General features: G+C 44.5%; 25 protein-coding genes, 6 pseudogenes and 2 riboswitches. Of the genes and pseudogenes, 7 read left to right on the forward strand and 24 right to left on the reverse strand.

Going from position 1 to position 26,390, the window contains the following annotated elements; all coding sequences use genetic code 11:
• Positions 1-3: 3 nt before the first annotated feature.
• Positions 4-90, forward strand: a riboswitch (SAM riboswitch).
• A 78-nt stretch (positions 91-168) separates the two neighbouring features.
• The gene (locus tag D368_RS02020; protein ID WP_015387510.1) at positions 169-1,305 is read left to right on the forward strand and encodes a 5-methyltetrahydropteroyltriglutamate--homocysteine S-methyltransferase; all 1,137 of its coding nucleotides are present in this window, start codon (positions 169-171) and stop codon (positions 1,303-1,305) included.
• A gap of 31 nt (positions 1,306-1,336) precedes the next feature.
• Here the strand turns inward: D368_RS02020 and D368_RS02025 are convergent, their stop codons facing one another.
• Positions 1,337-2,221 (reverse strand): methyltransferase domain-containing protein, encoded by an 885-nt coding sequence (locus D368_RS02025; RefSeq protein ID WP_128574500.1) that lies wholly within the window; start codon positions 2,219-2,221, stop codon positions 1,337-1,339.
• Positions 2,222-2,584: 363 nt separating this feature from the next.
• A riboswitch (purine riboswitch) is annotated at positions 2,585-2,685 on the forward strand.
• A gap of 138 nt (positions 2,686-2,823) precedes the next feature.
• Here D368_RS02025 and D368_RS02030 point away from each other — a divergent pair.
• On the forward strand, positions 2,824-4,017 hold the full coding sequence (locus D368_RS02030) for a NupC/NupG family nucleoside CNT transporter (RefSeq protein WP_003150774.1): 1,194 nt from the start codon (positions 2,824-2,826) through the stop codon (positions 4,015-4,017).
• A gap of 47 nt (positions 4,018-4,064) precedes the next feature.
• On the opposite strand, the pseudogene D368_RS02035 reads toward D368_RS02030, so the two are convergent.
• The 3 genes and pseudogenes from D368_RS02035 to D368_RS02045 form a co-directional block, all read right to left on the reverse strand.
• Positions 4,065-4,737 (reverse strand): annotated as a pseudogene (locus D368_RS02035) (DUF3298 and DUF4163 domain-containing protein).
• 140 nt (positions 4,738-4,877) lie between these two features.
• The gene (locus D368_RS02040) at positions 4,878-5,126 is read right to left on the reverse strand and encodes a hypothetical protein (RefSeq protein WP_046341506.1); all 249 of its coding nucleotides are present in this window, start codon (positions 5,124-5,126) and stop codon (positions 4,878-4,880) included.
• A gap of 305 nt (positions 5,127-5,431) precedes the next feature.
• Complete coding sequence (locus D368_RS02045; protein WP_128574501.1) at positions 5,432-7,483, reverse strand: catalase; 2,052 nt, start codon at positions 7,481-7,483, stop codon at positions 5,432-5,434.
• Positions 7,484-7,683: 200 nt separating this feature from the next.
• Here D368_RS02045 and citH point away from each other — a divergent pair, with 200 nt between their 5' ends.
• Positions 7,684-8,964 (forward strand): citrate transporter CitH, encoded by a 1,281-nt coding sequence (gene citH, locus D368_RS02050; RefSeq protein ID WP_128574502.1) that lies wholly within the window; start codon positions 7,684-7,686, stop codon positions 8,962-8,964.
• A 41-nt stretch (positions 8,965-9,005) separates the two neighbouring features.
• Here the strand turns inward: citH and bglS are convergent, their stop codons facing one another.
• Both bglS and licT read right to left on the reverse strand, forming a co-directional pair.
• Positions 9,006-9,737 carry a beta-glucanase gene (bglS, locus tag D368_RS02055; RefSeq protein ID WP_003150769.1) on the reverse strand — a complete coding sequence of 244 codons (732 nt, stop codon included), beginning with the start codon at positions 9,735-9,737 and terminating at the stop codon, positions 9,006-9,008.
• Positions 9,738-9,984: 247 nt separating this feature from the next.
• Complete coding sequence (licT, locus tag D368_RS02060) at positions 9,985-10,818, reverse strand: BglG family transcription antiterminator LicT (RefSeq protein ID WP_128574503.1); 834 nt, start codon at positions 10,816-10,818, stop codon at positions 9,985-9,987.
• 171 nt (positions 10,819-10,989) lie between these two features.
• On the opposite strand from licT, the gene D368_RS02065 reads away from it, so the two are divergent.
• A complete protein-coding gene (locus D368_RS02065; RefSeq protein WP_101563125.1) occupies positions 10,990-12,240 on the forward strand; it encodes an MFS transporter in 1,251 nt (416 codons plus the stop codon).
• 30 nt (positions 12,241-12,270) lie between these two features.
• Here the strand turns inward: D368_RS02065 and D368_RS02070 are convergent.
• The 15 genes and pseudogenes from D368_RS02070 to D368_RS02135 form a co-directional block, all read right to left on the reverse strand.
• Positions 12,271-13,709 (reverse strand): annotated as a pseudogene (locus D368_RS02070) (DEAD/DEAH box helicase).
• Positions 13,710-13,763: 54 nt separating this feature from the next.
• The gene (locus D368_RS02075) at positions 13,764-14,138 is read right to left on the reverse strand and encodes a hypothetical protein (RefSeq protein WP_025650045.1); all 375 of its coding nucleotides are present in this window, start codon (positions 14,136-14,138) and stop codon (positions 13,764-13,766) included.
• A gap of 55 nt (positions 14,139-14,193) precedes the next feature.
• A complete protein-coding gene (locus tag D368_RS02080; protein WP_071392465.1) occupies positions 14,194-14,454 on the reverse strand; it encodes a DNA-binding protein in 261 nt (86 codons plus the stop codon).
• Positions 14,455-14,470: 16 nt separating this feature from the next.
• Positions 14,471-14,836, reverse strand: a complete 366-nt coding sequence (locus D368_RS02085) for a YxiJ family protein (protein WP_071392466.1) — start codon at positions 14,834-14,836, stop codon at positions 14,471-14,473.
• A gap of 257 nt (positions 14,837-15,093) precedes the next feature.
• Positions 15,094-15,921, reverse strand: coding sequence for a hypothetical protein (locus tag D368_RS02090; protein ID WP_128574504.1), 828 nt, complete (start codon positions 15,919-15,921; stop codon positions 15,094-15,096).
• A 42-nt stretch (positions 15,922-15,963) separates the two neighbouring features.
• Positions 15,964-16,443 (reverse strand): hypothetical protein, encoded by a 480-nt coding sequence (locus D368_RS02095; RefSeq protein ID WP_128574505.1) that lies wholly within the window; start codon positions 16,441-16,443, stop codon positions 15,964-15,966.
• A gap of 67 nt (positions 16,444-16,510) precedes the next feature.
• A pseudogene (locus tag D368_RS02100) lies at positions 16,511-16,919 on the reverse strand (YxiG family protein).
• Between the two features lie 30 nt (positions 16,920-16,949).
• Positions 16,950-17,262: pseudogene (locus D368_RS02105) on the reverse strand (hypothetical protein).
• 64 nt (positions 17,263-17,326) lie between these two features.
• Positions 17,327-17,602: a hypothetical protein gene (locus D368_RS02110; RefSeq protein ID WP_128574506.1), complete on the reverse strand. Its 276-nt coding sequence runs from the start codon at positions 17,600-17,602 to the stop codon at positions 17,327-17,329.
• A 315-nt stretch (positions 17,603-17,917) separates the two neighbouring features.
• Positions 17,918-18,982: a pectate lyase family protein gene (locus D368_RS02115; protein ID WP_128574507.1), complete on the reverse strand. Its 1,065-nt coding sequence runs from the start codon at positions 18,980-18,982 to the stop codon at positions 17,918-17,920.
• 140 nt (positions 18,983-19,122) lie between these two features.
• Positions 19,123-20,034 (reverse strand): DMT family transporter, encoded by a 912-nt coding sequence (locus D368_RS02120; protein WP_101562566.1) that lies wholly within the window; start codon positions 20,032-20,034, stop codon positions 19,123-19,125.
• Positions 20,035-20,181: 147 nt separating this feature from the next.
• On the reverse strand, positions 20,182-20,628 hold the full coding sequence (locus tag D368_RS02125; RefSeq protein ID WP_128574508.1) for a universal stress protein: 447 nt from the start codon (positions 20,626-20,628) through the stop codon (positions 20,182-20,184).
• Positions 20,629-20,709: 81 nt separating this feature from the next.
• Positions 20,710-20,837 (reverse strand): annotated as a pseudogene (locus tag D368_RS02130) (family 1 glycosylhydrolase); the annotation flags it as partial.
• Positions 20,838-20,953: 116 nt separating this feature from the next.
• Positions 20,954-21,076 carry a hypothetical protein gene (locus D368_RS19805; RefSeq protein ID WP_269775748.1) on the reverse strand — a complete coding sequence of 41 codons (123 nt, stop codon included), beginning with the start codon at positions 21,074-21,076 and terminating at the stop codon, positions 20,954-20,956.
• A 41-nt stretch (positions 21,077-21,117) separates the two neighbouring features.
• Entirely contained in the window at positions 21,118-21,297 is a 180-nt protein-coding gene (locus D368_RS02135) for a hypothetical protein (protein ID WP_042635622.1), read from the reverse strand.
• A 293-nt stretch (positions 21,298-21,590) separates the two neighbouring features.
• Here D368_RS02135 and D368_RS19810 point away from each other — a divergent pair, with 293 nt between their 5' ends.
• On the forward strand, positions 21,591-22,364 hold the full coding sequence (locus D368_RS19810) for a helix-turn-helix domain-containing protein (RefSeq protein ID WP_486129188.1): 774 nt from the start codon (positions 21,591-21,593) through the stop codon (positions 22,362-22,364).
• 190 nt (positions 22,365-22,554) lie between these two features.
• On the forward strand, positions 22,555-23,112 hold the full coding sequence (locus tag D368_RS02145) for a hypothetical protein (protein WP_128574509.1): 558 nt from the start codon (positions 22,555-22,557) through the stop codon (positions 23,110-23,112).
• 108 nt (positions 23,113-23,220) lie between these two features.
• On the opposite strand, the pseudogene D368_RS02150 reads toward D368_RS02145, so the two are convergent.
• The 3 genes and pseudogenes from D368_RS02150 to D368_RS02160 all read right to left on the reverse strand — a co-directional run.
• Positions 23,221-24,037, reverse strand: a pseudogene (locus tag D368_RS02150) (protein rep); the annotation flags it as partial.
• Between the two features lie 55 nt (positions 24,038-24,092).
• A complete protein-coding gene (locus tag D368_RS02155; protein ID WP_232518269.1) occupies positions 24,093-24,449 on the reverse strand; it encodes a YwqH-like family protein in 357 nt (118 codons plus the stop codon).
• 134 nt (positions 24,450-24,583) lie between these two features.
• Complete coding sequence (locus tag D368_RS02160; protein WP_024085991.1) at positions 24,584-24,994, reverse strand: very short patch repair endonuclease; 411 nt, start codon at positions 24,992-24,994, stop codon at positions 24,584-24,586.
• A 169-nt stretch (positions 24,995-25,163) separates the two neighbouring features.
• Between D368_RS02160 and D368_RS02165 the strand changes: the two genes are divergently transcribed.
• Entirely contained in the window at positions 25,164-26,270 is a 1,107-nt protein-coding gene (locus D368_RS02165; RefSeq protein ID WP_128574510.1) for a DNA cytosine methyltransferase, read from the forward strand.
• The last annotated feature ends 120 nt before the right edge of the window (positions 26,271-26,390 follow it).

Consider the following 26,390-nt stretch of genomic DNA (forward strand, 5'->3'; position numbering starts at 1 on the left):
ATTTCCTTATCAAGAGAGGTGGAGGGACTGGCCCTATGATACCCGGCAACCGCTGTTCAGCAGAATGGTGCTAAATCCTGAAGATAAGGTTGAGATTTGCGGACGCAAGCTCTTCCCTATCCGAGGGAAGAGTTTTTTTATATTTCATCAGGAAAGAAGGAATCGTTCATGTCACAGCAAAACACAGAACAACCATTGCATACTCTTCTAAGAAAAAACCCGCCGTTTCGCGCGGATCAGGTCGGAAGCCTGCTGCGGCCGGCGGCTGTGAAGCAAGCCCGCCTGCAAAGAGCGGCGGGTGAGATTTCGGCAGAACAGCTGCGCGAAATCGAAAACAGAGAAATCATCCGCAGCGTGGAAAAGCAGAAAGAAACCGGCCTCAATGTCGTGACTGACGGCGAATTCCGCCGTGCCTGGTGGCATTTTGATTTTCTCGAAAATTTAGACGGCGTTGAGGCATTTACGCCTGAAAGCGGCATTCAGTTTCACAACGTACAGACGAAAGCGCGCGGCATTAAAGTAACGGGAGATATTGATTTTTCTCAGCATCCGATGCTCGAAGATTATAAATTCCTGCACAGCATTGCCGGCGATGCTGTTCCGAAAATGACCATCCCAAGTCCGAATATGCTGTTTTTCCGTGGAAAATTGGAAAAAGCGGCCTACCAGAATGATTACAAACAATTTCAGCACGATGTGTCAAAAGCGTATAAAAAAGCGATTCAAGCTTTCTATGATGCCGGGTGCCGCTACCTTCAGCTTGATGACACCGCATGGGCCGTTTTCTTATCTGAAGCGGGGCTTCGTCAGATTGAAGATTTCGGCACAACGCCGGATGAGCTGCGCAAGCTGTTTGCCGCTTCCATTAATGACGCGATCAAGGACCGCCCTGACGATCTGAAGGTTACGATGCATATCTGCCGCGGCAACTTCCAATCCACATGGACGGCTGAAGGCGGCTATGATGCAGCGGCTGAAACGATTTTTGACGGGCTTGACCTTGACGGATTGTTCCTGGAATATGATGATTCCCGCTCCGGCGGCTTTGAACCGCTCCGCTATGTCAAACGCTCTGATCTTCAGCTTGTGCTTGGATTGATTACATCAAAACATGGCGAACTTGAAGACAAGGACGCGATTAAACGCCGGATTGAAGAAGCTTCACAATATGTCAGCCTGGATCAGCTTTGCCTCAGCCCGCAATGCGGATTCGCCTCCACTGAGGAAGGAAACCTGATCACAGAAGAACAGCAATGGGCGAAACTTCGTCATGTCGTCAGCATTGCCGGTGAAGTCTGGAAATAAAAAAGACACGCGATCAGCGTGTCTTTTCTGTTTACAGAGGACCGTTTCCAATTAAAATATCGATATCTATCGTAATATCCGCCGCTTTCCGGCTGATAAACCGCCGGATGCTTTCATCAGTACATTTCCATGTTAAGGGCGTCATTTTCACAAGCCGCTCGAGGTCAGGCTGCGATAAGGTCTTCGTGTAACACAGCCGTTTGCGCTCAAAGGTTTGAAAGCCCGCTTGGAATCGTCCGGCCGCAGAATCGGTGGTGTCATTCCGCCGAGGACTGTCTCCGAAGAAGAATTCCCTTACTTCCTTCAAATAATCACGCCGCGGCACCGCTTTAATGACTGTGCCGCCCTTTCGTAAAAGCCTGCTGCATTCCTTGTAATTCCAAGGTGATAAAACAGACATCACGACATCAAAACAGCTGTCGGCAAACGGCGCATCCGCCACATCAGCGACGGCAAAAACAAAATGATCCCCGAAGGCCTTTGCGGCATGCAACACACCTTCTTTCGAGAGATCAATGCCGATTCCCGTCACGGAAAAAGCGGGCTGAAGCCATTTGCATACGGCGGCTAAATGAGAGCCTTCTCCGCATCCCGCATCCAATATCGCCGCCGTTTTTGTTTGCGGAGATTGAATGCGGCTGATGATGGCGGCGATCTCCTTTTGAACCGGGACAAAAAATTCCCGGCTGTCAAAAAGAGCGCGTCTCGCTTCGAACAGCTGCCTGTCATAGCGGGTTTTGACCGATTTATTGAGGAAATTCACATATCCTTGTTTTGATATATCAAATGTATGCCCGTGTCCGCACATCAAGCTTTGGAATTGTGAGACCGCCATGGCCGACCGGCATAGCGGACACCTGAATACGGACTGACATGATTGCAGTAATTCCGCGCGTTTTCTTTTTATAGACGTCAATAAAAACACCTCATTCATTCGTTATTCCGATGAAATGAAAAAGGCATAGACAAATAAACCTCGCAAAATTGGAAGTTTAACCTATTTATCTATACCTCTCATTATCTGTAACGAATGAACTGAATGATCATGAAAATGACCCCTTCTCTGCCGTCTTTTGAAGGCGGTGCCCTCAGATCCATTTTATCAGCTGCATCCCGTCTTTACAATGAACCGGAACTGTTTTTCGGGGGCTTTTTATACCTTTTTAATCCAATTACTTGTGAACATCCTTTATTTTCTTTATTTATAATATAAATTTATTATTTTGAAAATATCTAAAAAGGTTGATTTTCAAAAATTGAAACGATAAAATACTGCTATCTCATGTAATATCGTTATTCTTGTATATGATCAGTAATATGGTCTGATTGTTTCTACCTAGTGCCGTAAAAGACTAGACTACAAGAAAGTTTGCATAAATTTGAACGAGTGAAAAGCATATGATGCTGTCAGTCTATTCTTTTCTTTTGGCTCTTATTTATCACACTTTCTGGCTTTCAGGAATTTGTGACGAATAAGAGCTTTTTTATTTCCATAATACCCTTATAGGAGTTGCTCACATGTACTTTTTATTGAACATTGTCGGTCTCATTGTTGTCATGGCTGTTGTTTTCTTATGTTCTCCCAACAAGAAGAAGATTAAATGGCGTCCGATTGTCATGCTCCTCGTCTTTGAGTTTCTGATTACTTGGTTTATGTTAGGGACAAAAGTCGGCGGCTTTGTCATCGGGAAGATCGGCGCGTTCTTTACATGGCTGATTTCCTGCGCCAGTCAAGGAATTGCGTTCGCTTTTCCGTCTGTCATGGCCAATCCGACGGTTGATTTTTTCTTCAGCGCATTGCTGCCGATTATCTTCGTCGTGACCTTCTTTGATATGCTGTCGTATTTCGGTATTCTGCCGTGGCTCATTGATAAAATCGGCTGGCTGATTTCTAAAATATCCCGTCTGCCGAAGCTGGAGAGCTTTTTCTCCATCCAGATGATGTTTTTAGGAAATACGGAAGCTTTAGCCGTCATCCGCCAGCAGCTTGCCGCCGTCAGCAACAATCGGCTTCTGACATTCGGGCTGATGAGCATGAGCAGCATCAGCGGCTCGATCATCGGATCATACTTGACGATGGTTCCGTCCACTTATGTGTTTACAGCCATCCCGCTGAATTGCTTAAATGCGCTTTTAATCGCCAATATGTTGAATCCTGTGGACGTTTCTAAAGAGGATGATATTATTTACGTTCCTTCAAAAGCGGAGAAAAAAGACTTCTTCTCCACGATTTCTAACAGTATGCTTGTCGGCATGAACATGGTCATTGTCATTTTAGCGATGGTAATCGGCTATGTGGCGTTAACAGCTGCGTTAAACGGCGTACTCGGACTGTTCATGCACGGTTTGACCATTCAAAAGATTTTCTCATACATCTTCAGTCCGTTTGCCTTCCTTCTCGGATTAGGCGTACATGACGCGATGTATGTCGCACAGCTGATGGGCATCAAGCTCGCGACGAATGAATTTGTGGCAATGGCCGATCTGAAAGGGCAGCTGAAATCACTTCCGCCGCACACGATTGCCGTGGCTACGACATTCCTGACATCATTCGCAAACTTCAGCACCATCGGTATGATCTACGGATCTTATCAATCTCTGCTTGATGGTGAAAAATCAGCCATCATCGGGAAAAACGTCTGGAAGCTGCTTGTCAGCGGAATTGCCGTTTCCTTATTGAGCGCGGCGATTGTCGGATTGTTTGTCTGGTAAAATAAAAAAAGCGATACCGCTCCGTTTTGGAGTGATATCGCTTTTTTTTATTGATAGACGGATGCAGGCACGAAAACGTCCCGGATTCCTGCCGCGTATGGTCCGAGATCATATTGTCCAAACACAACGGCAATGCCGTTTTTCGTAAAGAAGAAAGGTCTTTCGTTATTGAGGATGATCTCTTGTTTTTTGACGTCCTGGTCAAACAGATCGTCATGTTTCTTGATGTAGCCGTAAAGATAGTCTCTCGTTTTGTTGGCTTTCGTTTTTGTATTGAGCACATCATTGAGTGTGACCCGTTTTTTTGCGGCCAGGTCGTAATTAAAGGTCTGAACGGCTGTCAGCCCGTGTGCGCCGCCTGTGTAACTGTAGTTTTCCGTCTGAATGCTGAGCTTGCCGCCTTGATTATACTTCACCTTGAAATCTGCCTGGTATTCCGCTTTATAGCCTTGTTTTTCACCGTCTTTTTGTTTTTACATATTCTTTGTACGAGTTTTCAATATAGCGTTTGAAGTCCTGATTGATTTTCTTTTCAAAAGATGCGTTTCCCGTATTTGTGACCTCGGGGTACGTCAGCTGCTTTACATGCTTATACGTCTGGCTTTTGACGACGGGCTTTGCGGTTTGCGCGGCCTCGGCTGAAGGCGCGAAACCTCCGAACGGCGCGGCTGTCAGCACGGTTAAGAGCACGGCCGCCATCATTTTGAATGCCTTTTTCATCACAACTCCTCCTTTTCATTACCGTTCCCTTTTTGAAAACGGATTACACTCTATAGACAGCGCAGATCAGCAAATTGTTTCTGGGCCTTCTTTCACATTTTCTCCATGAAAAAAAGAGACATGGATAATCCACGCCTCTTTTACCGTGAAGGTCTTTGTGCAATGGCTTCATAAACGGCTTCCGCCAAATCGGAGTTGCCGAACATCTCCAAAACGCCGATGACGGTTTGATCAGGAATCGGTTCTGATTCCTCCTTCGGCACGACAAGCTCTTCAGCCGTTTTTCGCAGCTCTTCGTTTAAAGGCTGTCCGGGGTAAGCCTTGCTGTAAATGGCCATCGGATCAAGGTCATGATTGACACACCATTGGGCGAACACCAAAATCATCATGTTTTCGTCACGCCGGTAATATTCTTCGAGTTGTTTTTCGGTAAACGGCTTCACTATCAATCGCTCCTCCAGAAAATCTACCCCTAAGATACACAAACACAGAGCGGAAGTAAACCAAAGAGGGTGAAACATATTATTTCATCAACCCGCCTGCTTTAAATGGCGCATGCCCTGACTCTCTAAAACTGTTGTCTGAATGTCCAGGACAGCGGAAGGTACGGATTTGTACGGAAGCAATTTCGTTTTCTCCCAATATTCTTTCACAAGAAAAAAGCGCCCCTCTCATCAAAGGCGCTTTTTCATTCTTATACGTTTCTGTCCCAATGCCGATGCTCAGCCACGGCTTTCAGAAATTGTTCATGGTTTCCGTCCGGAACAAGACCGGGGCCGCTTTCGGTTCCGGCGGCGAGGACGAGAAGTTCTTTTCCTTCACCGGAGGCGCCGATCGCTTTGTAATGGCTGAAAGCTTCGTTGACGAAGTCTCTGGCCGATTTTTGGGCTTTGAGGCTGTCTGTGCTTTGTTTTCCGCCCGGAATGAAAACAGCGTCGTACAGGACGGAATCCGCTGTCAGGAAAGTGGCTGACGCTTTCAGCTCCGTACCGTTTTCTCCCTTGACGGTTCCCAGCGCAGGACTGATGATATCGGCTCTGACTCCCGCCTGTTTGCATGCGTCAAGCACTTGTTTGACTTTCTCATCAGAAAACCCGTGGTCGGTTAAAACCGCAACCTGCCTTGTCGCTGCCGTCTTCACCGTGTTTTCCTGGCTTAAGGCCGGGGAAGTGAACGTTTCATCAGATTCACGGTCCTTCGGCGGCGGGTTCACGCCGATTCCTTTCGCAACACGCTCGGCAAGCCCGGCGTCGACGTGACTGAAGACGTCAACCACCTGCTGCTGCACATCCTTGCTGTTCACTTTTCCGACCTCAAAACAGAACGCGGAGATGATATGTTCTTTTTCGGCGGGAGACATGCTGTTCCAGAACATCTTGGCCTGAGAAAAATAGTCATTGAAGCTCTCACTGCGCTGGCGGATTTTTCTGCCTTCTACTTTTTCCTGGTAATGAACGTATCCGCCTTCTTCTTCTGAGGCCGGCGACGGATCATTGTTCTGCAGGGAATTTTTATGATAGGCGACAGGGCCCTTATTAATCGTCATCCGGTGGTAGCCGTCGTATTGGTTGTTATGGAACGGGCAGACCGGCCGGTTGATCGGAATCTCGTGAAAATTCGGCCCGCCAAGACGGATGAGCTGTGTATCTGTATAAGAGAAAAGCCGGCCTTGAAGAAGCGGATCATTGGTGAAATCAATGCCCGGCACGACATTTCCCGGATGGAATGCAACCTGTTCCGTTTCCGCAAAGACATTGTCCTGATTGCGGTCAAGGGTCATTTTTCCGATCAGCTTGACGGGAACCAGTTCCTCCGGCCACAGCTTCGTCGGATCAAGGATATCGAAATCAAATTTAAATTCATCTTCTTCGTCAATCATCTGAACACCGAGCTCATACTCGACTTTGCCGCCGTTTTCAATCGTTTCCCATAGGTCGCGCCGGTTGAAATCGGGATCTTTCCCGGCAATTTTCTGCGCTTCATCCCATACGAGGGAATGAACGCCGAGCACGGGTTTCCAGTGGAATTTGACAAAGCGCGCTTTTCCTTTCTCGTTGACGAAACGGAACGTATGCACGCCGAAGCCCTCCATCATCCGATAGCTTCGCGGGATGCCGCGGTCAGACATCGTCCACATGACCATGTGCGCGGATTCAGGATTGTTTGCGACAAAATCCCAGAACGTATCATGAGCCGTCGCAGCCTGCGGCATTTCATTGTGCGGTTCCGGTTTTATGGCGTGAACGAGATCCGGGAATTTGATCGCGTCCTGAATGAAGAACACCGGAATATTGTTTCCGACGAGGTCATAGTTCCCTTCTTCAGTATAAAACTTCGTCGCAAATCCCCTGGCGTCACGGACGGTGTCGGCTGACCCCTTGGAGCCCGCCACTGTTGAGAAACGGACGAAAACAGGTGTTTTGACAGACGGGTCCTGCAAAAATTTCGCCCGTGTATATTCCGTCATCGGTTCGTACACCTGAAAATGCCCATGAACGCCGTACCCGCGCGCATGAACGACCCGTTCCGGAATCCGCTCGTGGTCAAAGTGCGTCATTTTTTCACGAAAATGAAAATCCTCCATCAGCGTGGGGCCGCGGACGCCCGCTTTTAAGGAATGCTCATCCTCAGACACGCGAAGCCCCTGATTGGTCGTCATTTTTTTGCCGCTGTTATCAGACCGGTACTGCTCCAGCTGTTCGTCCTTTGAGTGTTCATTTACTCGTTTGTTTTGATCATCACTCATGTCAGTTCCCCCTTCTAAAACGAAACATTCTACAGCACATTTACCCGCGGCGTTCTTCAAATAAACTGCTGATCCGCTCATTAGGATTTTAGGTCTGTATTTACATATGCGGTCATACACATTTTGAAATAAGCCCTTTTCACAGAAACAAAATGTGAAAACGCTTACCAAAACAGCTGTTGAACAGGGGAGGTCATATCGTGCTTGCCATACTCGGTTTTGTGATGATGATTGTCTTTATGTATCTTATTATGTCTAACCGGCTTTCCGCTCTTATTGCTTTGATTGTCGTTCCTGTTGTGTTTGCCCTGATCAGCGGATTTGGAAAAGATCTCGGCGGGATGATGATTCAGGGCGTTACAGACCTCGCTCCTACCGGGATCATGCTGTTATTCGCCATCCTGTATTTCGGCATTATGATTGATTCAGGTCTGTTTGATCCCCTCATTGCCAAAATCCTATCGCTTGTCAAAGGAGATCCGTTAAAAATCGCCATCGGCACAGCGGTTCTGACGATGACCATTTCGCTGGACGGAGATGGGACAACAACGTATATGATTACGATTGCGGCAATGCTGCCCCTTTACAAACGGCTCGGCATGAACCGTTTGGTGCTGGCGGGGATTGCGATGCTCGGTTCGGGCGTCATGAATATTATTCCGTGGGGCGGGCCGACGGCAAGGGTTTTGGCTTCCTTGAAATTGGACACGTCAGAAGTTTTTACGCCGCTGATTCCCGCTATGATCGCCGGCGTTCTCTGGGTGTTCGCCGTTGCTTATCTCCTTGGAAAAAAAGAACGGAAGCGTCTCGGCATCATTTCGATTGAACACGCGCCGTCTTCTGATCCGGAGGCGGCGCCGCTGAAGCGTCCCGCTCTCCAGTGGTTTAACCTGCTGCTGACTGTCGCTCTGATGGCCGCGCTGATCACCAGCCTGCTTCCCATCCCTGTTCTTTTTATGATCGCGTTCGCCATCGCCTTGATGGTCAACTATCCAAATGTCAAAGAGCAGCAGAAACGGATTTCGGCGCATGCGGGTAATGCGTTAAACGTTGTCTCAATGGTGTTTGCGGCAGGCATATTTACAGGCATTCTCTCAGGCACAAAAATGGTCGATGCGATGGCGCATTCTCTCGTTTCCCTCATCCCTGATGCCATGGGCCCGCATCTGCCGTTGATCACGGCGATTGCCAGCATGCCTTTCACCTTTTTCATGTCGAATGACGCCTTTTACTTCGGTGTTCTTCCCATCATCGCCGAAGCCGCTTCCGCTTACGGAATAGACGCCGCTGAAATCGGAAGAGCCTCCTTGCTGGGCCAGCCGGTGCATCTGCTCAGCCCGCTTGTGCCATCCACCTATCTATTGGTCGGAATGGCAGGCGTCAGCTTTGGCGACCATCAAAAATTCACTATTAAATGGGCCGTGGGAACAACGATTGTGATGACGATTGCGGCGCTTTTGATTGGGATTATTTCGTTTTAATTAAAAAAGGATTTCCGCTGGCGGAAATCCTTTTCTGTACATTATTTTTTTGTATAACGCACCCAGTCATAATGAGCGTATAGCGGATTTACACCATTGTAGGAACCGAGCCAGTCATCGACACCTATCCCATTCCACAAGTTCATCATGATCTTTCCCGGTGTTGTCGGGATTTGGCTTGTCGCAGTATGTTTTAATTGCCCATCGACATACCATTTAATAGAGTTCGGCTGCCAATCGAACGCATACGTATGATAGGCATTGGCCGCGTCAAATCCGAGATCCGCAACCTTCTCATGGTTTCCCGCGCCATTTGTATAATAATTAAATTGAACCTTTGTCGTATCTTTTCCTAAAAATTCGATATCAATCTCATCCCAAGGGGTACCATCCGTTGGACCTGTATAAGTGAAGAACGATGAAACGATCCCCGTGTTTTTAGCCGGTTTCATTCTGACTTCATAAAGTCCATAGCCATAGGTTTGAGCGGAGCGGTTCTCCCCGCAGTCAAACTTGTTATAAGACGGGCTTGTCAGCGCCAAACGCATTTCACCTGATGACGTCACGGATACATTATTTGCACGCCAAGTGCAGTTGAACATATCTCCATTGGAGTAACCATTTGCTTTTTGCCAGAAACCGGAGTTATAGCTGTTAAAAGGTTCAAAAAACGATCCGCCTGTTTGAGCTGATGCAGCAGAAGTGATCGCACACAAACTCAAAAACAATCCAGTGACAAGAATGAGCAGCACTCGTTTCATACGATAAAACATGTTGGCATTCCCCTTTCTTTGAAAGCGATTTCTTTATCGATCATACATGATTCTGTTAAAAGGGAACATCGGTCAGAATAATGATAATAATGAATCTTAAAAACCTAAATTACCATCAGCACAGTAAGAGATGATCCGCACTCATTGTAATTTAGGTTTTGCCTGCTTATGAGTAACAATCCTAACAAGATCATATGTGAATGTAAGAAAAAATGAATACAAGAAAACAAAAATGCCAACGCTTTCATTATGCTTGTTTGACTACCCTTTCTATGTGAATCGTTAAATACAGCAGCTCGTCACTGGTGAGCTTGTGCTCATACGCCCTCTCAATGCATGTTTGGATTTTCTTCGTGCATTCATACGCCCGATGATATTTTTCTTTCACTGTCTCCAGCAAAAAGTCGTCCTGGCTTTCCATATGTGTGCCGTTAAAAAGACGCTGCGCGAAAAACTTTAAGTGGGTGACAAATCGATAATAGTGAAGCGATTCTTCGTTGAATTCAATCTTAAAATGGTATTTTACGATCCTCAAAATCTCTTGCATGACTTTTGTAACGTTGATGATATTGGGCATCTCTTCATTCAGCTCGGCATTTACAATATGCAGCGCAATAAAGCCTGCTTCATCCTCCGGCAGAGACACGCCAGTCTTGTTTTTCACCATGGCCAACGCTTGTTTGCCGTTTGCAAATTCGTCTTTGTACAGCCGTTTCGTTTCCCACAGCAAGGCGTTTTTGATATCCAGCCCTTTCTTATTGCGCTGGATCGCAAAGTTAATATGATCGGTCAGCGATACATAGATGCTGTCGTTGAGCTTTTTGCCGAGCTGTAATTTCGCATAGCTGATAATCTCTTCGGATACTTCCATACACTCGATCGGAATATCATACAAAAGGGTTTTGAACTTTTCGGATACATCTTTGTTATCGAGGGTGAACACTTTCTCAATGCGGGCTTCATCTACCGGATCTCCCGTTTTCTTTTGAAAAGCAATGCCCCGGCCCATGATGACCAATTCCTGATTGCCTTCTTTGAGCACACTGACGACATTATTATTAATGACTTTCGCAATCTTCAATTCCGTCTCCCTCCCGCCTGACCATTTACCTGCTGCACCTTGATTGTACATCCTTTTTGTACTAGGTCAATATCTCCAGGTCAATCAGAAAACGCCGTTCAGAAATCATTGTCCAACGATGAGGCAGAGGCGCATATAATGCAGAGAACCGGTTTTTGGGAAGGAGCGTGTGTGATGAAACGGTTTTCGAAAGAAGAAAGCAGCTGGATGCTGTATGATTGGGCCAATTCAGCTTATTCGGTCATTATTATGACGGCGGTGTTCCCCTTGTTTTTTAAAGCGGCGGCGGCGGAAAACGGCGTCAGCGCAGCTGATTCCACCGCTTATTTGGGCTATACGATTGCCGCCGCGACTTTTATTTTGGCGATGCTCAGCCCCGTCTTAGGAACGATTGCCGACTACAAAGGATGCAAGAAACGGTTTTTTGCCTTCTTTTTTCTGATCGGTGTGGCGGGCACCGCCGCGCTGGCTTTGATTCCCGGCGAATCTTGGATGCTGTTATTAATTTGTTATACGATCTCCACGATCGGCTTTGCCGGATCTAATGTGTTTTATGATGCGTTTCTCGTTGATGTGGCCGCAAAGGAGCGGATGAATATGGTGTCCGCCAGGGGGTTTGGGCTGGGCTATATCGGCAGTACAATCCCTTTTCTCCTCAGCATTGCCGTGATTCTGTCAGCACAAGCGGAGGTGATTCCGCTGTCCGCCCAGACTGCGGGCCGCATTGCCTTTTTGATTACGGCGGCATGGTGGGGGCTGTTTTCGATCCCGCTCCTTCTCCGCGTCCGCCAGCGCTATTATATCGAGAGGGAGCCGCGGCTTGTGATCAGCAGTTTTATACGGCTGGCCGGCACGCTGAAGCAGATCAAGAAGCACCGGGCGCTGTTTTTGTTTCTGCTCGCCTATTTCTTCTACATCGACGGGGTCGGCACCATCATTACGATGTCCACGTCATACGGGGCTGACCTCGGCATCAGCGCGGCAAATCTGCTGATTGTTTTATTTGTCACACAGGTCGTCGCCGCGCCTTTTTCAATTTTGTACGGGCGGCTGGCCGAACGGTTTAAGGGAAAAACAATGCTTTATGCCGGCATCGGCGTGTATATGATTGTCTGCACGTATGCTTATTTTATGGATTCCGCTTTTGATTTCTGGGTTTTGGCTATGCTTGTCGCCACTTCCCAAGGCGGTATTCAGGCGCTGAGCCGCTCTTACTTTGCAAAGCTTGTCCCCAAACAGAACGCCAATGAGTTTTTCGGCTTTTATAATATCTTCGGCAAGTTCGCTTCGATTATCGGCCCGCTTTTGATTGCCGTCACCGCCCAGCTGACCGGAAATTCGTCAGCCGCCGTGTTCAGCCTGATTTTGTTATTTGTAATCGGCATTGCCATCCTTGCGTTTGTGCCTGAGGAAACGGCGTAAAAAAAGCCTGCACGCGGCAGGCTTTCTTTTTTATTTCTTGGCTTTATGGACTTTCAGTTTTTTGCCTTTGACCGTCGTATTTTTCATGATGTCAAGAACGTGCGGGCCTTTGCCGTTCAGAATTTCGACGTACGATGCGTTGTCCAGAATCGTGATAATCCCGATATCATCGGCTGAAACGCCGTCGATTTTCGCGATCGTCCCGACAAAATCGACCGCTCTGAGTTTTTTCTTTTTCCCGCCGTTAAAGTACAGCTTCATGATGTCTTTGTTTAACTGTTCGCTTTTGTCTGTTTTGACATCGGGGCGGGCGTTCAATTTTTCCGCAAAAGCCGCTTTCCGTTCCGCTGTTTCTTTCTCAGACGGCGCCTCCCGCTTTTGGATGCGGAAACCGATATATGTCTCAATGTCATTCAGAAACCGCGATTCAGACGGCGTCACAAACGTAACGGCCCGTCCGCGGTGTCCGGCGCGGCCCGTTCTGCCTGTGCGGTGCACATAGCTTTCTTTTTCAAGCGGAATATCATAATTGATGACGAGGTTGATGTTTTCGATATCAATTCCTCTGGCGGCAACGTCGGTCGCAATGAGATAGCGGAACTCGCCGCGCTTGAATTCATTCATGACGTCAAAGCGGTCTTCCTGCACCATACCGCCGTGAATTTTATCGCAAGGGTAGCCCAGCCTGTCCAGCTCATCGGTTAACTGGATGACCCTTTCTTTTGTCCGGCAGAATATGATGCAGCTGTCCGGGTTTTCGGTGATCAGAACATCACGCAGCAAAGATGTTTTGTCCTCTTCTTCTGTTCTGGTGACAAAATGCTCGATGTCTTTTGTCGTCAGGCCTTCCGCTTTTACTTCAATCAATTCAGGGTCTTTCATATATGTGCGGCTCAGCTTCTCGACGTCATCCGGCAGCGTCGCTGAAAACAGCATGGTGACTCTGTTTTTCGGCAGATGCTGAATGATGGCTTCCACCTGTTCAATAAATCCCATATTCAGCATTTCATCCGCTTCGTCAATCACCACATACGCCAGCCGCTCAAGCGGCAGCGTCCCTTTTTCTATGTGATCAAGCACACGTCCCGGCGTTCCGGCAACGACGTGGCTTTTTTGCTTCAGTTCGGTTTTCTGTTTGTCAAAAGAAGCTTTTCCGAAAACCGCCGTGGCTTTTATCCGTTTGAAACGGCCGATATTCGTGATATCTTCTTTAATCTGCGCCGCAAGCTCGCGGGTCGGCGTTAAAATCAGGGCCTGCGGTTTGTTTTCCTCCCACTCCGCAAGCTCGCAGATCGGAATGCCGAAAGCCGCGGTTTTGCCGCTGCCCGTCTGCGATTTGACGACGAGGTCTTTTTTTGCAGCGCGGCGGGGATGACGCGCCGCTGCACTTCAGTCGGCTCGGTGTATTGCAAGCCATTCAGCGCCCGTCGGATCTCGGGGCTGATCGCATATTCATTAAACTCATTCATGACTAAACTCCTTCTCTGTCCGGCTCCCCTCATTATACGCGAAATGCCGCCGCTTTACCCTGACGTTTTGCCGGGCCGTTCGGGGGACTGCTTTTTCTTCATGTCGAGCACGACCCATTTGGCGCAATAAAAGCTCATGCTTCCTTCCCCGTCATTGACATAGTAGCGGATCGATTCCCAGCCGCCGTCGACCGGGCTGATATCCAGATGGATGTCGGTGATGCTTTCAAGATCATCCAGCCGGGCAGACCTCACATCCTCAAACCGCAGCACGGCATCATACTGTCCGTCAGTCAGCTTCAGCTCAAACACCGGGATTTTATCATAATACTCGTTATACCCGGTATAGAAAGTAAACTCCGTCAATTCAAAACAACCCGGCGAATCCGGCCCCAGCAGAACTGCTTTCTCATGTTTGTGCCACTCCATTTTGCGCCTCCTTTTTTTCACCTGAATTGACATGTCTGACTCAAATGAATTTTTCTTACAAACCCCCATGAACTTCTTTATATTCCTGCACCCAATCTCTTAATTCTTCTAACGTATGCAGATACGCATCAGGCGAATCTTTCAGATCAAGCCCGCTCAAATATACGAGCATCTCCCAAACGGTTTCGTCCTCAACCGCCGGATCATCTGCAGCCACGTACTCGCACGCCCAATCCGACACTTCTTCCCTCGCCGCTTGACCGTTCAGGATCAGACCAGCCTTCTTCAGACATTCTGCTATTGTGGGTTCTTTCACGTCAGAAGCCTGCCTTTCATTTCTTGTTTAAAATGCTGACTAACAGCCTCCTGGCCCGTTCATGCCGCCCGATTTCCCGGCTGAGCTCCGGATAATCCGTTAAAGCGTTTTTCAGCTGCGCATATTGCGGATACAGCTCAAAAAAGGATTTATATAAGGCTTTACGCTGCCGCGCAGGGATTTGTTTATTCGCCAACACAAAATCTAAGCTGCCGCAGACAAGTGCGAAGTATTCATAAAAATCCCCAGCGCAGGCAGCACCCTCAAAGTCTTCTTCGAATCTCCCTGCATCTGAAGGCAGCGGCCCCTCTAATTCTTTTTTGTATAATTTCAGGTTTCGGATGACGTCATTATTTAAAGAATATCTGTTGGATCTTAACATCTCAGAATCACTCGAATATCATCTGATTCTTCGATGATCGTAATCGAAAGCCCGCCATTCTGATGCCGTCCGAGATACAGACGCCCGCAGTTATCAAAATGACAAAAACATCTTTTTACTGATTCTTCGACTATCTTATTCATTTTTATTTTCATGTACTTGCCCCTTGAGTCTTGGATGGTATTTTATTTATATCGATCGTTCACTCTGTAAAATGATATGCAGATGGCTGAAAAAAGCCATCTGCATAGGATTGATCAATACTTTACCAGATATAAATCGTTATCATGAAAGATAAAAATACGGTCCTGGACGGCTCTGTACGTTGTTTCTCCTTTTCTATCAATACCGTGTATCATGACGTCAGTCTCTGATAAGCCTTTGTGCTCTTCATGAAATGAAAATAGGGTATCCTCGTGACTCTGAATCAGCAGCACCCTTTTTTTCGAAACGGATAGCTGATCACAATAGGAGTATTGATCGCCGTCCAGCACATATTCTGCAACAGTACGAATTCTGTCCCGTCCAATCTGATAATGCCCGATGACACAGCGATCCTCTCCCTCGAAACATACATACAAATCAGATTTGATCGATTGTACGGCATAGCATTCATGCATCATTTCTTTAAAATCGTCTTCAAAATAAAACGTTCTGTCTTCTGTATGAAAAGCAAATATCGCTTTTCCTTGAGGATTTCTCTCATCATACATACCCTCGTCCGTTAATCCGATCCATAATAAACCATCCTCACCCAGATGAAATACATTGGCGCTTAATAGAAAAGAACAAATCGGATTGATTTTATTACTGTTTATGCAGTATGCGGCTAATTGACACGTATGATTTTCCAGGTAAACGATCACGATTGTGTTATCATACGAATCAATCAGATAGAAATGGGCATCTTCAGAAAATCCGTGTAACTCTTTTTTGATTAAAAGAGAGCTGCCTTTCATAACCTCCAATATTACTTTGTGATCGTGCACCGACACAATAAATACCTGATCATCCCGACCCGCATTGAAATAGATGATGTGCTCTCTTTTATATGACCCAACCCGCTCCGCGGTAAGTTTCAACATCAGCAACACTCCATAGATTAAGAATCTGGAATTTATATCAAATTAATCAATGATATATAAATCTGCTGCATCAAATTCAAACCAAATGATTTTTTCATTATTTTCAGTAGTTACATCAACCTTTTGAGTGTTCAGGTTCATATAGGACTTATTTTTGGCAGGATTTGCTATTATAACAACAAAGTCATTGATCGATGCTAAAAAATATAATTCATCTAATAAGTGATCTGCCATCAATTCTTCTTTGGTTAGGGCACATTCAATATGAATGAACTTTTTCGATACAGTATTCATATTTATCATTTTCTTTTCAACCTTCTTCTTCCATTCTTCAATAAAAGAAGGAAATGCCATTACTTCTATTAGAGCTGTTTCGAATTCTAAGTCATTCATTAATTGAGAAAAAGTATCTTTACTCACTAGATCACATGAATAAATCGAATTGTATTTAAGCGGATTAATCACATCCAGATTCCCTATAGCCTTCAATGATTCTTTTTGTAAATTTAAAGGAGTGTTCATGTTTGCCTCCGCGAACGATTTCGTTATGTAAGAAAAGAGAGGCTGGGGACCTCTCTTATTTGTTTATTTATGATTTCGAATGATACGCATAAAATGATTGATCATCAAAGCGAACTGTTTCAGCTTCTATAGCAATCAGCATTCTGTTCATGTCAATGAGAAAATTAGCATTTGATTGATACTCCGGAATTACAGCATTTGATAGATTACCGATTCCTTCCGGGTGGTAACTCATCTCAAATACTTGCCAATTGTATTCTTCAGGATCTATTTTTTCTAATCTCATATCACCAATATCTGCACTAAAATAAACAGATGCTACATTTTGAAAAAGAATGTTATGCGTATATTCGGCTTTATTTTCAACGACCTGAATCTTAAGTGAAAGTTCTTTTTTAAACACTTGAAAATCAAAATGAAGGACAGCGCACCCCCCCATCTATGTAATCTACCCATTCATTTATAGTTTTGTACATCGTTTATCTCCCTAATAAAGTTTTGGATTCTTAGAGATCTGATTTTAAAGTCTCACAAAAATTTCTAGCGTTTCTTCATTACGAATATTCGTTTTCTTTATCTATACTCAAAATAAAAAATGGTTCAATTGTTTCTAAACGTATCCTGTCTTGATTGCCTGCTAATAACGCTTCGATCACTGATGTCAGCATTTTATATTCACTTTCTAATAAAACGGCAGAGTAATCGCGGGCGATTACTTTATTATGTTCCAACATTTCAAACATTGTTGAGATAAAAGGATCATCCTCCGCCTCTTGACCTTCTTGGTGTTATTTCAAGTTCCAGACAGCTGTCTCCGATTTTGGTCGCTGTCTCCTCCCTTTGAGTAAGAGAGAGGCTGGGAACCTCTCTTCACATTAATAGACTAGGATTCATTTAACATTTCAATCATTTCTGCCGCTTCTAAGTACAATTCATTTATCCTGTTTTGAATTTCTTCTGCGATTTCTTCATCACTTTCTAGATCTGATAAATATCCCGCTTTACCTGAAAACAACTTTTTTTCACAAACCCATATATCAAAATGGTCTACACAATAGCCGTCTTCATTATCGTGAAAGCCGGTGCTGTCCAAATAGGCTGCAAAAAAAATATCAGTGAATGATAGGTATTCTCCCGATTCTTCCAAAAGCAGCTTCAATTTTCAATCCCATTTTTCTAAACGTTTCTTGATTCTTATTTTGTTTAATGCGATTCGTTCAAATTGTTTTTCTATTTGTAAGATTTCTTTTTGTGTAATAGAATTCAGGTTGATGTTTTCATGTTACTCTCCAGTATTCTGGCGGTTAGGGTGAGTTAAGTTCCACTTCTTGTGCAACACAGTTTTAACAATAGTAATATTATTGAAATTGTTTATCAATATTCTCCTAGGTATTTAAGGTTATTTTAAGGATTATAGGAATTTTGAACCTTTTATTCATATAAAAAAACCGCCGGGTGCCGGCGGTTTTTCGTATTATGGATAGCGAAGATTTGTATTTTGTGCTCCCGCGTAGGATTGGGCGAAGTTTTTGGCGTCCTGGGCTGAAAGCGTGCCATAGCTGTAATTTGATCTCGGATTCCAGCCGGTGCGCGGTGATTTCGGGGCTTTGAGCGACGGGAATGAACCGATGTCAGTGAGTTGGGCCGTCCCGTAATCGTCTATCATTCCGCCTTTTTCATTTCCGTTACCGAAATAGTTGGCTTCTGAGAAGACAGTCGCGTTTGTATGAATGGTGAATCCTAAATTAAAATTGGTCACATAGTTGTTTTTCGCGTGAAAATAGCCGTATCTCATCAGGCCCGGTGAACGCACATAGACGTTATTAAAATAGTTGTTGGTGATCGTCATATGCGGATAGCCGATATAATTGCGTCCTTCGTTATCATCATTCGGATAACCGAGAATCAGGCCGTACAGATGGTCTGTGAATTTAGAGTTAGACAGCGTCACAAAATCCGCTTTGGCGCCGACATACAGAAGCTTTCCCAAATCGCTGTGGCTGTTCGGATTGTAGCTGTGTCCTTCAAACCACACGTGGTCAATCCAGTAATTCTGTCCGTTCGCTATGTACATCGGAATGTCGTTGTTGCCTGTAATGGCGGCATTATGGCTGATAATGAGATTTTTGAAAATCACATTGTTTGAGCCGGAGCCTGTTGTCAGATAGATGTTGGTCAGCCTGTGGCTGATATAAGAGCCGACGATGGTTTTATTGGCGCCGACTGTCACAACGGCTTTACCCGGGGAAGAAATATCACTTGTGATGACGATGGTTTTGCGGTCCGTTCCGCCCGCATTGTTTTTCAGATCATTAAGATTGCTGACGTAGACGACGGGGCCGCCCTGGCCTCCCGTTACGGCGGATTTTGCTTTTCCGTTATGATCCTTCGCATTTCCCGCGAATCCGGTAAGTCCCTGCATCACATCCGGATAAGCCGCTGCCGCTTCTGCCTGCTTGGATGCGGAACATACAATGGCCAGACAAAGCGCAAAGCCGAGTGCAGCCAAGAAAGCGAGATGACGCGTCTTCTTTTTCATGCCCTTCACTCCTTTAATCTCTTAAATTGTAAACACATGGAGTATTATACAATTACTATCCTCTTTTTCCATGATCTGTTTGTCTGCTTTTTCGTTATGGCTGAAAAGCCCCAAAATAAAAAAGCAGCCGGTACGGCCGCCTATATACGGGTGCTGTCTGCCTGAGTTTCCGCCGGCACGGCTTTTTGCTTTCGAATCAGGGACAGCGCCATTCCCGCAAAAATCAACACAATCCCCAAAGATTGATAAAGGTCGGGGCGAAATCCCGTAAATACGGTGTCAAGCACAATCGCCACCGCCGGATCAAGAAATACGATGATTGAAATAAACCGGGTGGATAAAAACCGCAAGCTGTCAAAAAAGAGCAAATACACAATTCCCGTATGAATGATACCGGTTGACACAATCATGATCCAGTTCACATGCGACAAATCAGAAAAAGCGCCGAAACGGACGAACGGGAGAAGAATGATAACGCCCAACCCGGTCTGCAAACAGGTGACCGCATATGGGCTGAGACTGTTGATACCTTTCCCGGCCAGTGTCGTAAAGGCGTAAAAAAGGGCGGCCAGCACGGCCCAAATAATACCCGATCCCATCAGCTGAGAAAAAGATGTACTTCCGTTGATGCCGGAAATCAGGGCGGTGCCCAGAAAACAAATCACGATGGAACTGACGGACACAAGATGCAGTTTTTCCCGGTATATGAGACTCCCGAGGAGAAGAACAAGAACCGGAGCCAGATGATAAACGGAAATCGCTATCGTCACTGATGTCTCCTCAAATGATTTAAATAAAAACACCCAGTTCAGCACGAGAAAAAATCCGCAGGCCAGTGTCTGCAGCACCTCACGCCGGTTCCATTGTTCGGTGCGGTACCGTCCGGAACCAAACCAGCAAACGCCCAGAAACAATGAGGCGCACAGACATCTAACAAAAACCAGTTCAATTGAAGGTACATTCGTATGTTCTGAGAAAAAGCCGATTGATCCGAAAATGACCATGGAAATGACCATTTTGATGACGGCATTTGATGTTTGTTTAGCTTGCATTGATTCGCTTCCTCCATATCATTGACTGTTTATTCAGACAAATACTAACAGCCATTTTACTTGATTCAGAGGAAGATTTCACCCTATTTTTCGAGAGACGGAGATCTTTTCTCATAAAAAAAGCCCCGCATCAGCAGGGCCGTCTGTTTAATGAACGATCAGTACAGGGCAAGGAGACAATTGTGAGACTTTGTGGCTCACGCTTCCGAGCATCATTTCTTTAAATCCGCTGATTCCGCGGCTTCCGACGACAATCAGATTGAAATGCTGTTCTTTCGCTATGTTTAAAATTTGATGTGCAGGTTCGCCTTGAACGTACAGGCTTTCCGCGTTAACTCCGCTTTCCGCCGCTTTCTGCTTGGCATCTTCCAGAATGGCTGCTCCTTTTTGCGCGACTTCATGTTTGATGTCTTCAATTAAGTTTTCCGGAACATAGACAATGCCGGTTAAGGCTGTTGTGGAGACAACGGCTTCACGTCCCGCATAGAGAATGGTGAGTTCCGCCTGCTGTTCTTTCGCCAGATGGATCGCTGCATCCAGAGCTTTGCTGCTCATGTCTGAACCGTCTACTGCTGCAAGAATTTTTTTAAACATATGAATCCCGCCTTTCTGCTTTTATTGTCCTCCTCTCTTTGCTGAATGTCAATTTTGCCGGCTTTCTCCGGAACATTGCGCTTACAGACTTTCTCCGTTTGTGGCGATGACGTCTTTATACCAATAAAAACTTTTCTTTTCTTTCTTTCAAACGTGCCTTTTCCGTCATTGCCGCGGTCGACATAGATATAGCCGTAGCGTTTTTTCATTCTAAAAGGGTCCGGGTGGCGCTGAGTGAGTCAACTCCTTAATCCTCCCTACGGTCCGGTTACCGTTGACTCACGCCCTATTCGCTTGCTTCCCTAAAATCCTTTAATAACGCAATTCAAAAAATAATTAACACAACAATCGCAGTAACAACCACTGCTTCTACAGTGTAGGTCACTTTTTTCCTTCGCATTTGCTCTTTATATTTTCTTTGGATTTCCCTCTTCTTATCAACATTCATTTTTTCGGCTCCTTCCCAACCCCTCGAAAACTTCACATCCCTTATTTTGAACTACCGGAATAAGACAGCTCTAGCGCTTTTCGTATGTATTCTTCTTCTGTGATTTCTCCATGAAACCGCCTTTCTAAGAGCTTTTCCTCTTCTTCCGTCAGCACTAAGCCCTCAAAGCCAAGGGTTGCTCTTACATATTTCATCCCTGTTTCAAAATCAATCTCTTGCATTACTACCCCCTCCTCTTTATCAAAAGGCCCTGCGGGTCATTTTCGCCAGTACGCCCCAATTTATTTGGTGCGTATAACTGGGCACTCCGTGACCGCTCCTAAATTCCAAAACAAACTCAAACACAAAAGAACCCAGTCAGTCCCCTGTCATGACTGGATTTTTCCTCTCGTTTAGGTATGCAGCGCCTTTTAAAATGCACCCTTTTCAAAACAACTCAAATCATAATAAAGGGTGCAACACTTAAAGGTGTCTGACCTCGCCATAGCGAACCTATTTTACGAGGTGATTCGTGATGGATATGGGAGTCAAATTATCGTCCAAGGACGTCGCAAAACACCTCGGTATAGAGCCGGTGACTGTCCGCAAGTATGCCAGTATGCTTGAAGAACAAGGCTACTCGTTCAATAAAGATTCGAAAGGATGGCGACTCTATACCGAAGATGACGTAAAGACTTTAGAGTATCTATGTACAATGACTAAGATCAATGGACACTCACTCGACGAAACGGTAAAGCATATAGCAAGCCTGTATCGTTCAAAACTGACCATATCGGATACCGCTACATCGCTACAGGACAATCCTTTGGTGGAATTCATGAAGCGACAGGAAGAATTCAACCAAAGAATGGCGGAACGGATGGAACAATTCGAAAAAAGACAGCATGAAAGACACGAGACACTCACTGCGGCATTACGGAAGTCGCTAGAGACACAAAGAATGATCGCAGCCACTAAACAAAAAAGTAGTGGCAATTTTGGAAATAGAACACACGGAAAATGGCGCACTTATACACACAACCCTGTGTACATGCTAAATCTCTCGATTTCCGTCAGGCGTGTTACAAAAAAGGAGACTTTCACCGAGTCCACTTTTTTATTTTTTCACTCATGCATAACAATTTTCTCTCTTTTGCACCGCAATAAAAAAACAGGCCTGAAGGCCTGCTTAATCTATTTTAGCTTTTTTCCATGTACTCCTAACAATTCCCATGATCACTATGTATACAATCGCAATACCAACAGTTACACCCTCAATTTTTGTAAAAAAGCTATTCAAAATTATTAATAAAAACGCTAGTACTGACGCAAACCAGTGTATAGATTCATATTTTTTGTCACTCATTGCTGATCCCCTCACTCTTTCTGTTAAACACTTTATATACCTAAATCCATCATGACACAATTTCCGCTATGGAATCAAGCGGTAAAATGGTTTATAATTTACAAGGTATTTTCAAGTAAAAAAGGGGGATAATATGAAATTTGTTCTAAAGTACAGAAGTAAAATTATTTTGGCAGTTGTTTCAGTGTTTTTATTTTCAATCCTTGGAACGACAGCCGCTGAAGCCGCTGAATCACCGAATAATCAATCATTAGTTCGAGACACTAATCTCGAAAAAGAATTTTCAAGTTTGCTTTCTAGTCAAAAAGCATTATACGCAATTGAAAACATACCTGACTCAGTGGTCAACCAAGGTTCTGATGCAATTTTAGATTGGTTCAGAAATAACATCGATGATCAATCGCTAATCAATGATATGAACGCCGCTGCAACTGAGCTTCATCAATCGGACAAACCATTCAAGACTCAAGGTGTCCTAGGTTGTATAAGTGCTGTTGGTACCGCACTTGCCAGCCTAGCTTTCGCTCCTGCAAAATTGTTAAAGATCAAAAAGGCAATAAAAGCCTTGGGTGGAGTAAAGACATTCGTCACTAAAACATATCAGTACTACAATTATTACAAGAAAAATACCGCAGTAAAAAACCGCTTGGAACAAAGCAGTCTCCAAAGCAGCTTCAAAAGCCAGCCCTGAAATAAAAGAGGCGATAATGGACTTCTTTGGCATTACGGCCATCGTTTCTGCTTGTATTGAATAACGGTTCCACAAAGTAAGAGAGCAAGCCACATGGCCTGCTCCCTTTCACTTGATTATGTAATTTTTGATGCCGGGATGCCAATAAGCCATGACCTCAAAAGCGCTGTTTGCCACCTCATCGTCTTCCTCATCAATCTTAACCAGATCGCCGTCTTCCGCATCTTCAAGGTTCAGATCTCAGATCTTTATGTATCTCCTATCTCCTTCAAAATGCCGCCGTACCCGATCAGCCTTCGCGCAGAAAGCGCATCATCCAAGTAAAACACAGTATTTAAGTTATCATCCGTCACCTTGCTGCCACGCACCACATCCGTGTCCTTAACAGGATATTTAGAAATTTCGAGAACTGCTTTTTGCTCCATCATGGCTTCCCGCACATCGCTCTCAATTTGCTCAGCATCAATTTTAGCTCTTCCCTTGACTCTCGAATGTCAACAATCGGCGTATAGTCCAGTTTCATCGCCCTTTTCCAAAGACTTGTCCATTCTGCCTGCTTGATATAATTTTTGCCAAAATAACTTCTCTTCACAGGCAATAACACATGAAAATGCGGATGATATGTATCTTCTTCATGATTTTTAGTAATCTCTAAAGCTCTAAAATAGCCAAGTACCGCTGTATCGACCCTTTTGTATTTCATGAGACGATTAAACCCTTTCATCATGTCAGAAATCTTAGACTTCAGCTCTTCTCCTGCTACATTTCTGACAGTCAGCGTGAGAAAAATCCACCCGCAACCGTACTGCCGGTTAGCTTCTTCTACAATTAATTTATTATGATAAGCAATTTTTAACGACCGGCGCCACGCACACATAGGGCATAACCTCACTTTGCAAAAATGGGCTTGATACAGCTTCAGTTTGTCCCCTGCTTTACCATATGGAAATCCATCTTGATCTCCTGTCCCATATCGCACCTCATCTCTTCTCTTTTTGTTTTCGGATCTCATTCTCAATTGATCGTATTCTGTGCTGAAGTGTATGCACGTCACCCTCTAATATAGAAATCTTTTCATTAATGCGTTCAATTATCCCGTTCACCTGGTCCTTTTTGATATCAGCCCAGGCATGTGCCATATCTTCGCGAACCTCTTCAAAGGCCTTTGCATGGCTCCCTTTCCACGTAGGCGGGGATAAATGAGGCTGACTGATCAAATGGTTGATATCTGAAAACTCAAGTTTTAAATTTGTTATTTCATGTCTGACTCGTTTCAGGGCATGAATGTGCTCTTGTTTTATAGCAAAGTCGGCTCTTGCCGAATGTAATGCGTTCATCTCTGCTAGTATAAGTAAACACCTCGCTTGTAAATTTTGGGGATTATAGACTATTTTCATGTTACACTATGGGTTTATTTGGATGAATGAGAAAAAGGAATTATTTATCATCGGGAAAATTTATAATCAGTTATCTACATATTCGTTTTTATAAAAGTTTCTATCTCATCTATTGTTCTTTCAAAATTCTCTTTAAAAGCATGTTCCCAAACCCTTAATATATGCCAGCCATGTTTTATATAGTAGGAAGTAACCTCTTGATCTCTTTCCTTATTCCGCTTCAGTTTTTTCTCCCAATACGCTTTGTTGCTTTTTGGCTGATTTCCATGAGAGCTGCATCCATGCCAAAAACAAGAATCAACAAAGATAACAATTTTGTATTTTTTAATAGCTATATCTGGCTTACCAAAAAGAGATGAAACATTTCTTCTGAATCGCAGCCCCCTGTTCCATAAGGCTGCGGATACTTTATCTTCTAATTTTGATTTTGCTTTAATTGCCTGCATATTCTTTCTTCTTTGTTCTTTTGTATGAGTGTCAGCCATACGACTCCCCTCCCGATTTGTAAAAGTTTTCCCTGAATGAAAACATTTAAATCTTCTATTAAAACAAAAGTTATCTCCTTTCAAATTCGCGAAACAAACGTTCCCTTTTTAGCGTTAAGATGTGTTATAGTTTATAATGTGTATGAGATCAACAAATGGAGGTTTTTATATGATCTTCCGAAAAGGAGAATTGTTCAGCGGACCAGGAGGACTGTCTTTAGGAATTACAAGCGCCCGTGTCGTTGACAGTTCCGGTAATGAATACAGCATAAAACATGAGTGGTCTAATGATTATGACGAATCTGCATGTAAAACATACAGAAGAAATATCTGCAAAAATATTGATGACCCGTCAGTAATTGAGGGTCCTGTGCAAGAATTGGATATAGAAAGCCTCCCTCCTATAGATGTATTAGCCTTTGGATTCCCTTGCAATGATTACAGTATAGTTGGAGAACATAAAGGAATGAGCGGCGATTACGGCCCTCTCTACTCATATGGTGTAAAGGTGCTCAATTATCATAACCCAAAATTTTTCATTGCTGAAAATGTGGGCGGTCTGCAAAGTGCAAATGAAGGTAAAGCTTTTATTCAGATATTGAGGGAACTGGGAGAAGCGGGGATGGGTTATACAATCACTCCTCACTTATATAAATTTGAGGAATATGGCGTACCGCAAAAAAGACACCGTATTATTATAGTAGGTATCAGAAAAGACCAAAATTTAGAATTTAAAATTCCTGCTCCTACTACTCCAACTCAGTATGTTACTGCATACGACGCACTCAATAATCCGCCTATTCTTGATTTTACTGAAAATCATGAGCCTACGAAACATAATCAAAAAACTATTGAGATGCTGAACTATATTCCTCCCGGAAAGAACGCCTGGTATGAGGGCATTCCGGAAGAATTACGACTTAAAGTGAAAGGTGCCCGAATGAGTCAGATTTATAAACGTCTTCATCCGGATGAACCATCTTATACGGTGACTGGAAGCGGCGGCGGCGGCACTCACGTGTACCATTGGGAAGAGCCCCGCGCCTTAACAAATAGAGAACGGGCACGCTTGCAAACCTTTCCTGATCATTTTGTATTTGAAGGAAAGAAAGAAAAGGTAAGACAGCAAATCGGCATGGCTGTGCCTCCAAAAGCTGCTCAAATTATTGCAGAAGCGATACTAAAAACGTTTGCTGGAATTGAATATGACTCCATTGAGCCAAAATGGACTTTTAAAGAGTTAGTTAAAGAGGAAAAAGTTCCATTTCTCATCTAAAATACATCGTTACTTGCAAATGACAACATTTGCAAGTTTTTCATTTGTTTTAAAATAAAAAAAGGGACTGGCCCCCTTTTTTAATCAATGTTCGATCGTTAAGATCAGTCCCGTCCTTTT

The organism is Paenibacillus lentimorbus NRRL B-30488, from assembly GCF_000411595.1.
Lineage (GTDB): Bacteria > Bacillota > Bacilli > Bacillales > Bacillaceae > Bacillus > Bacillus velezensis.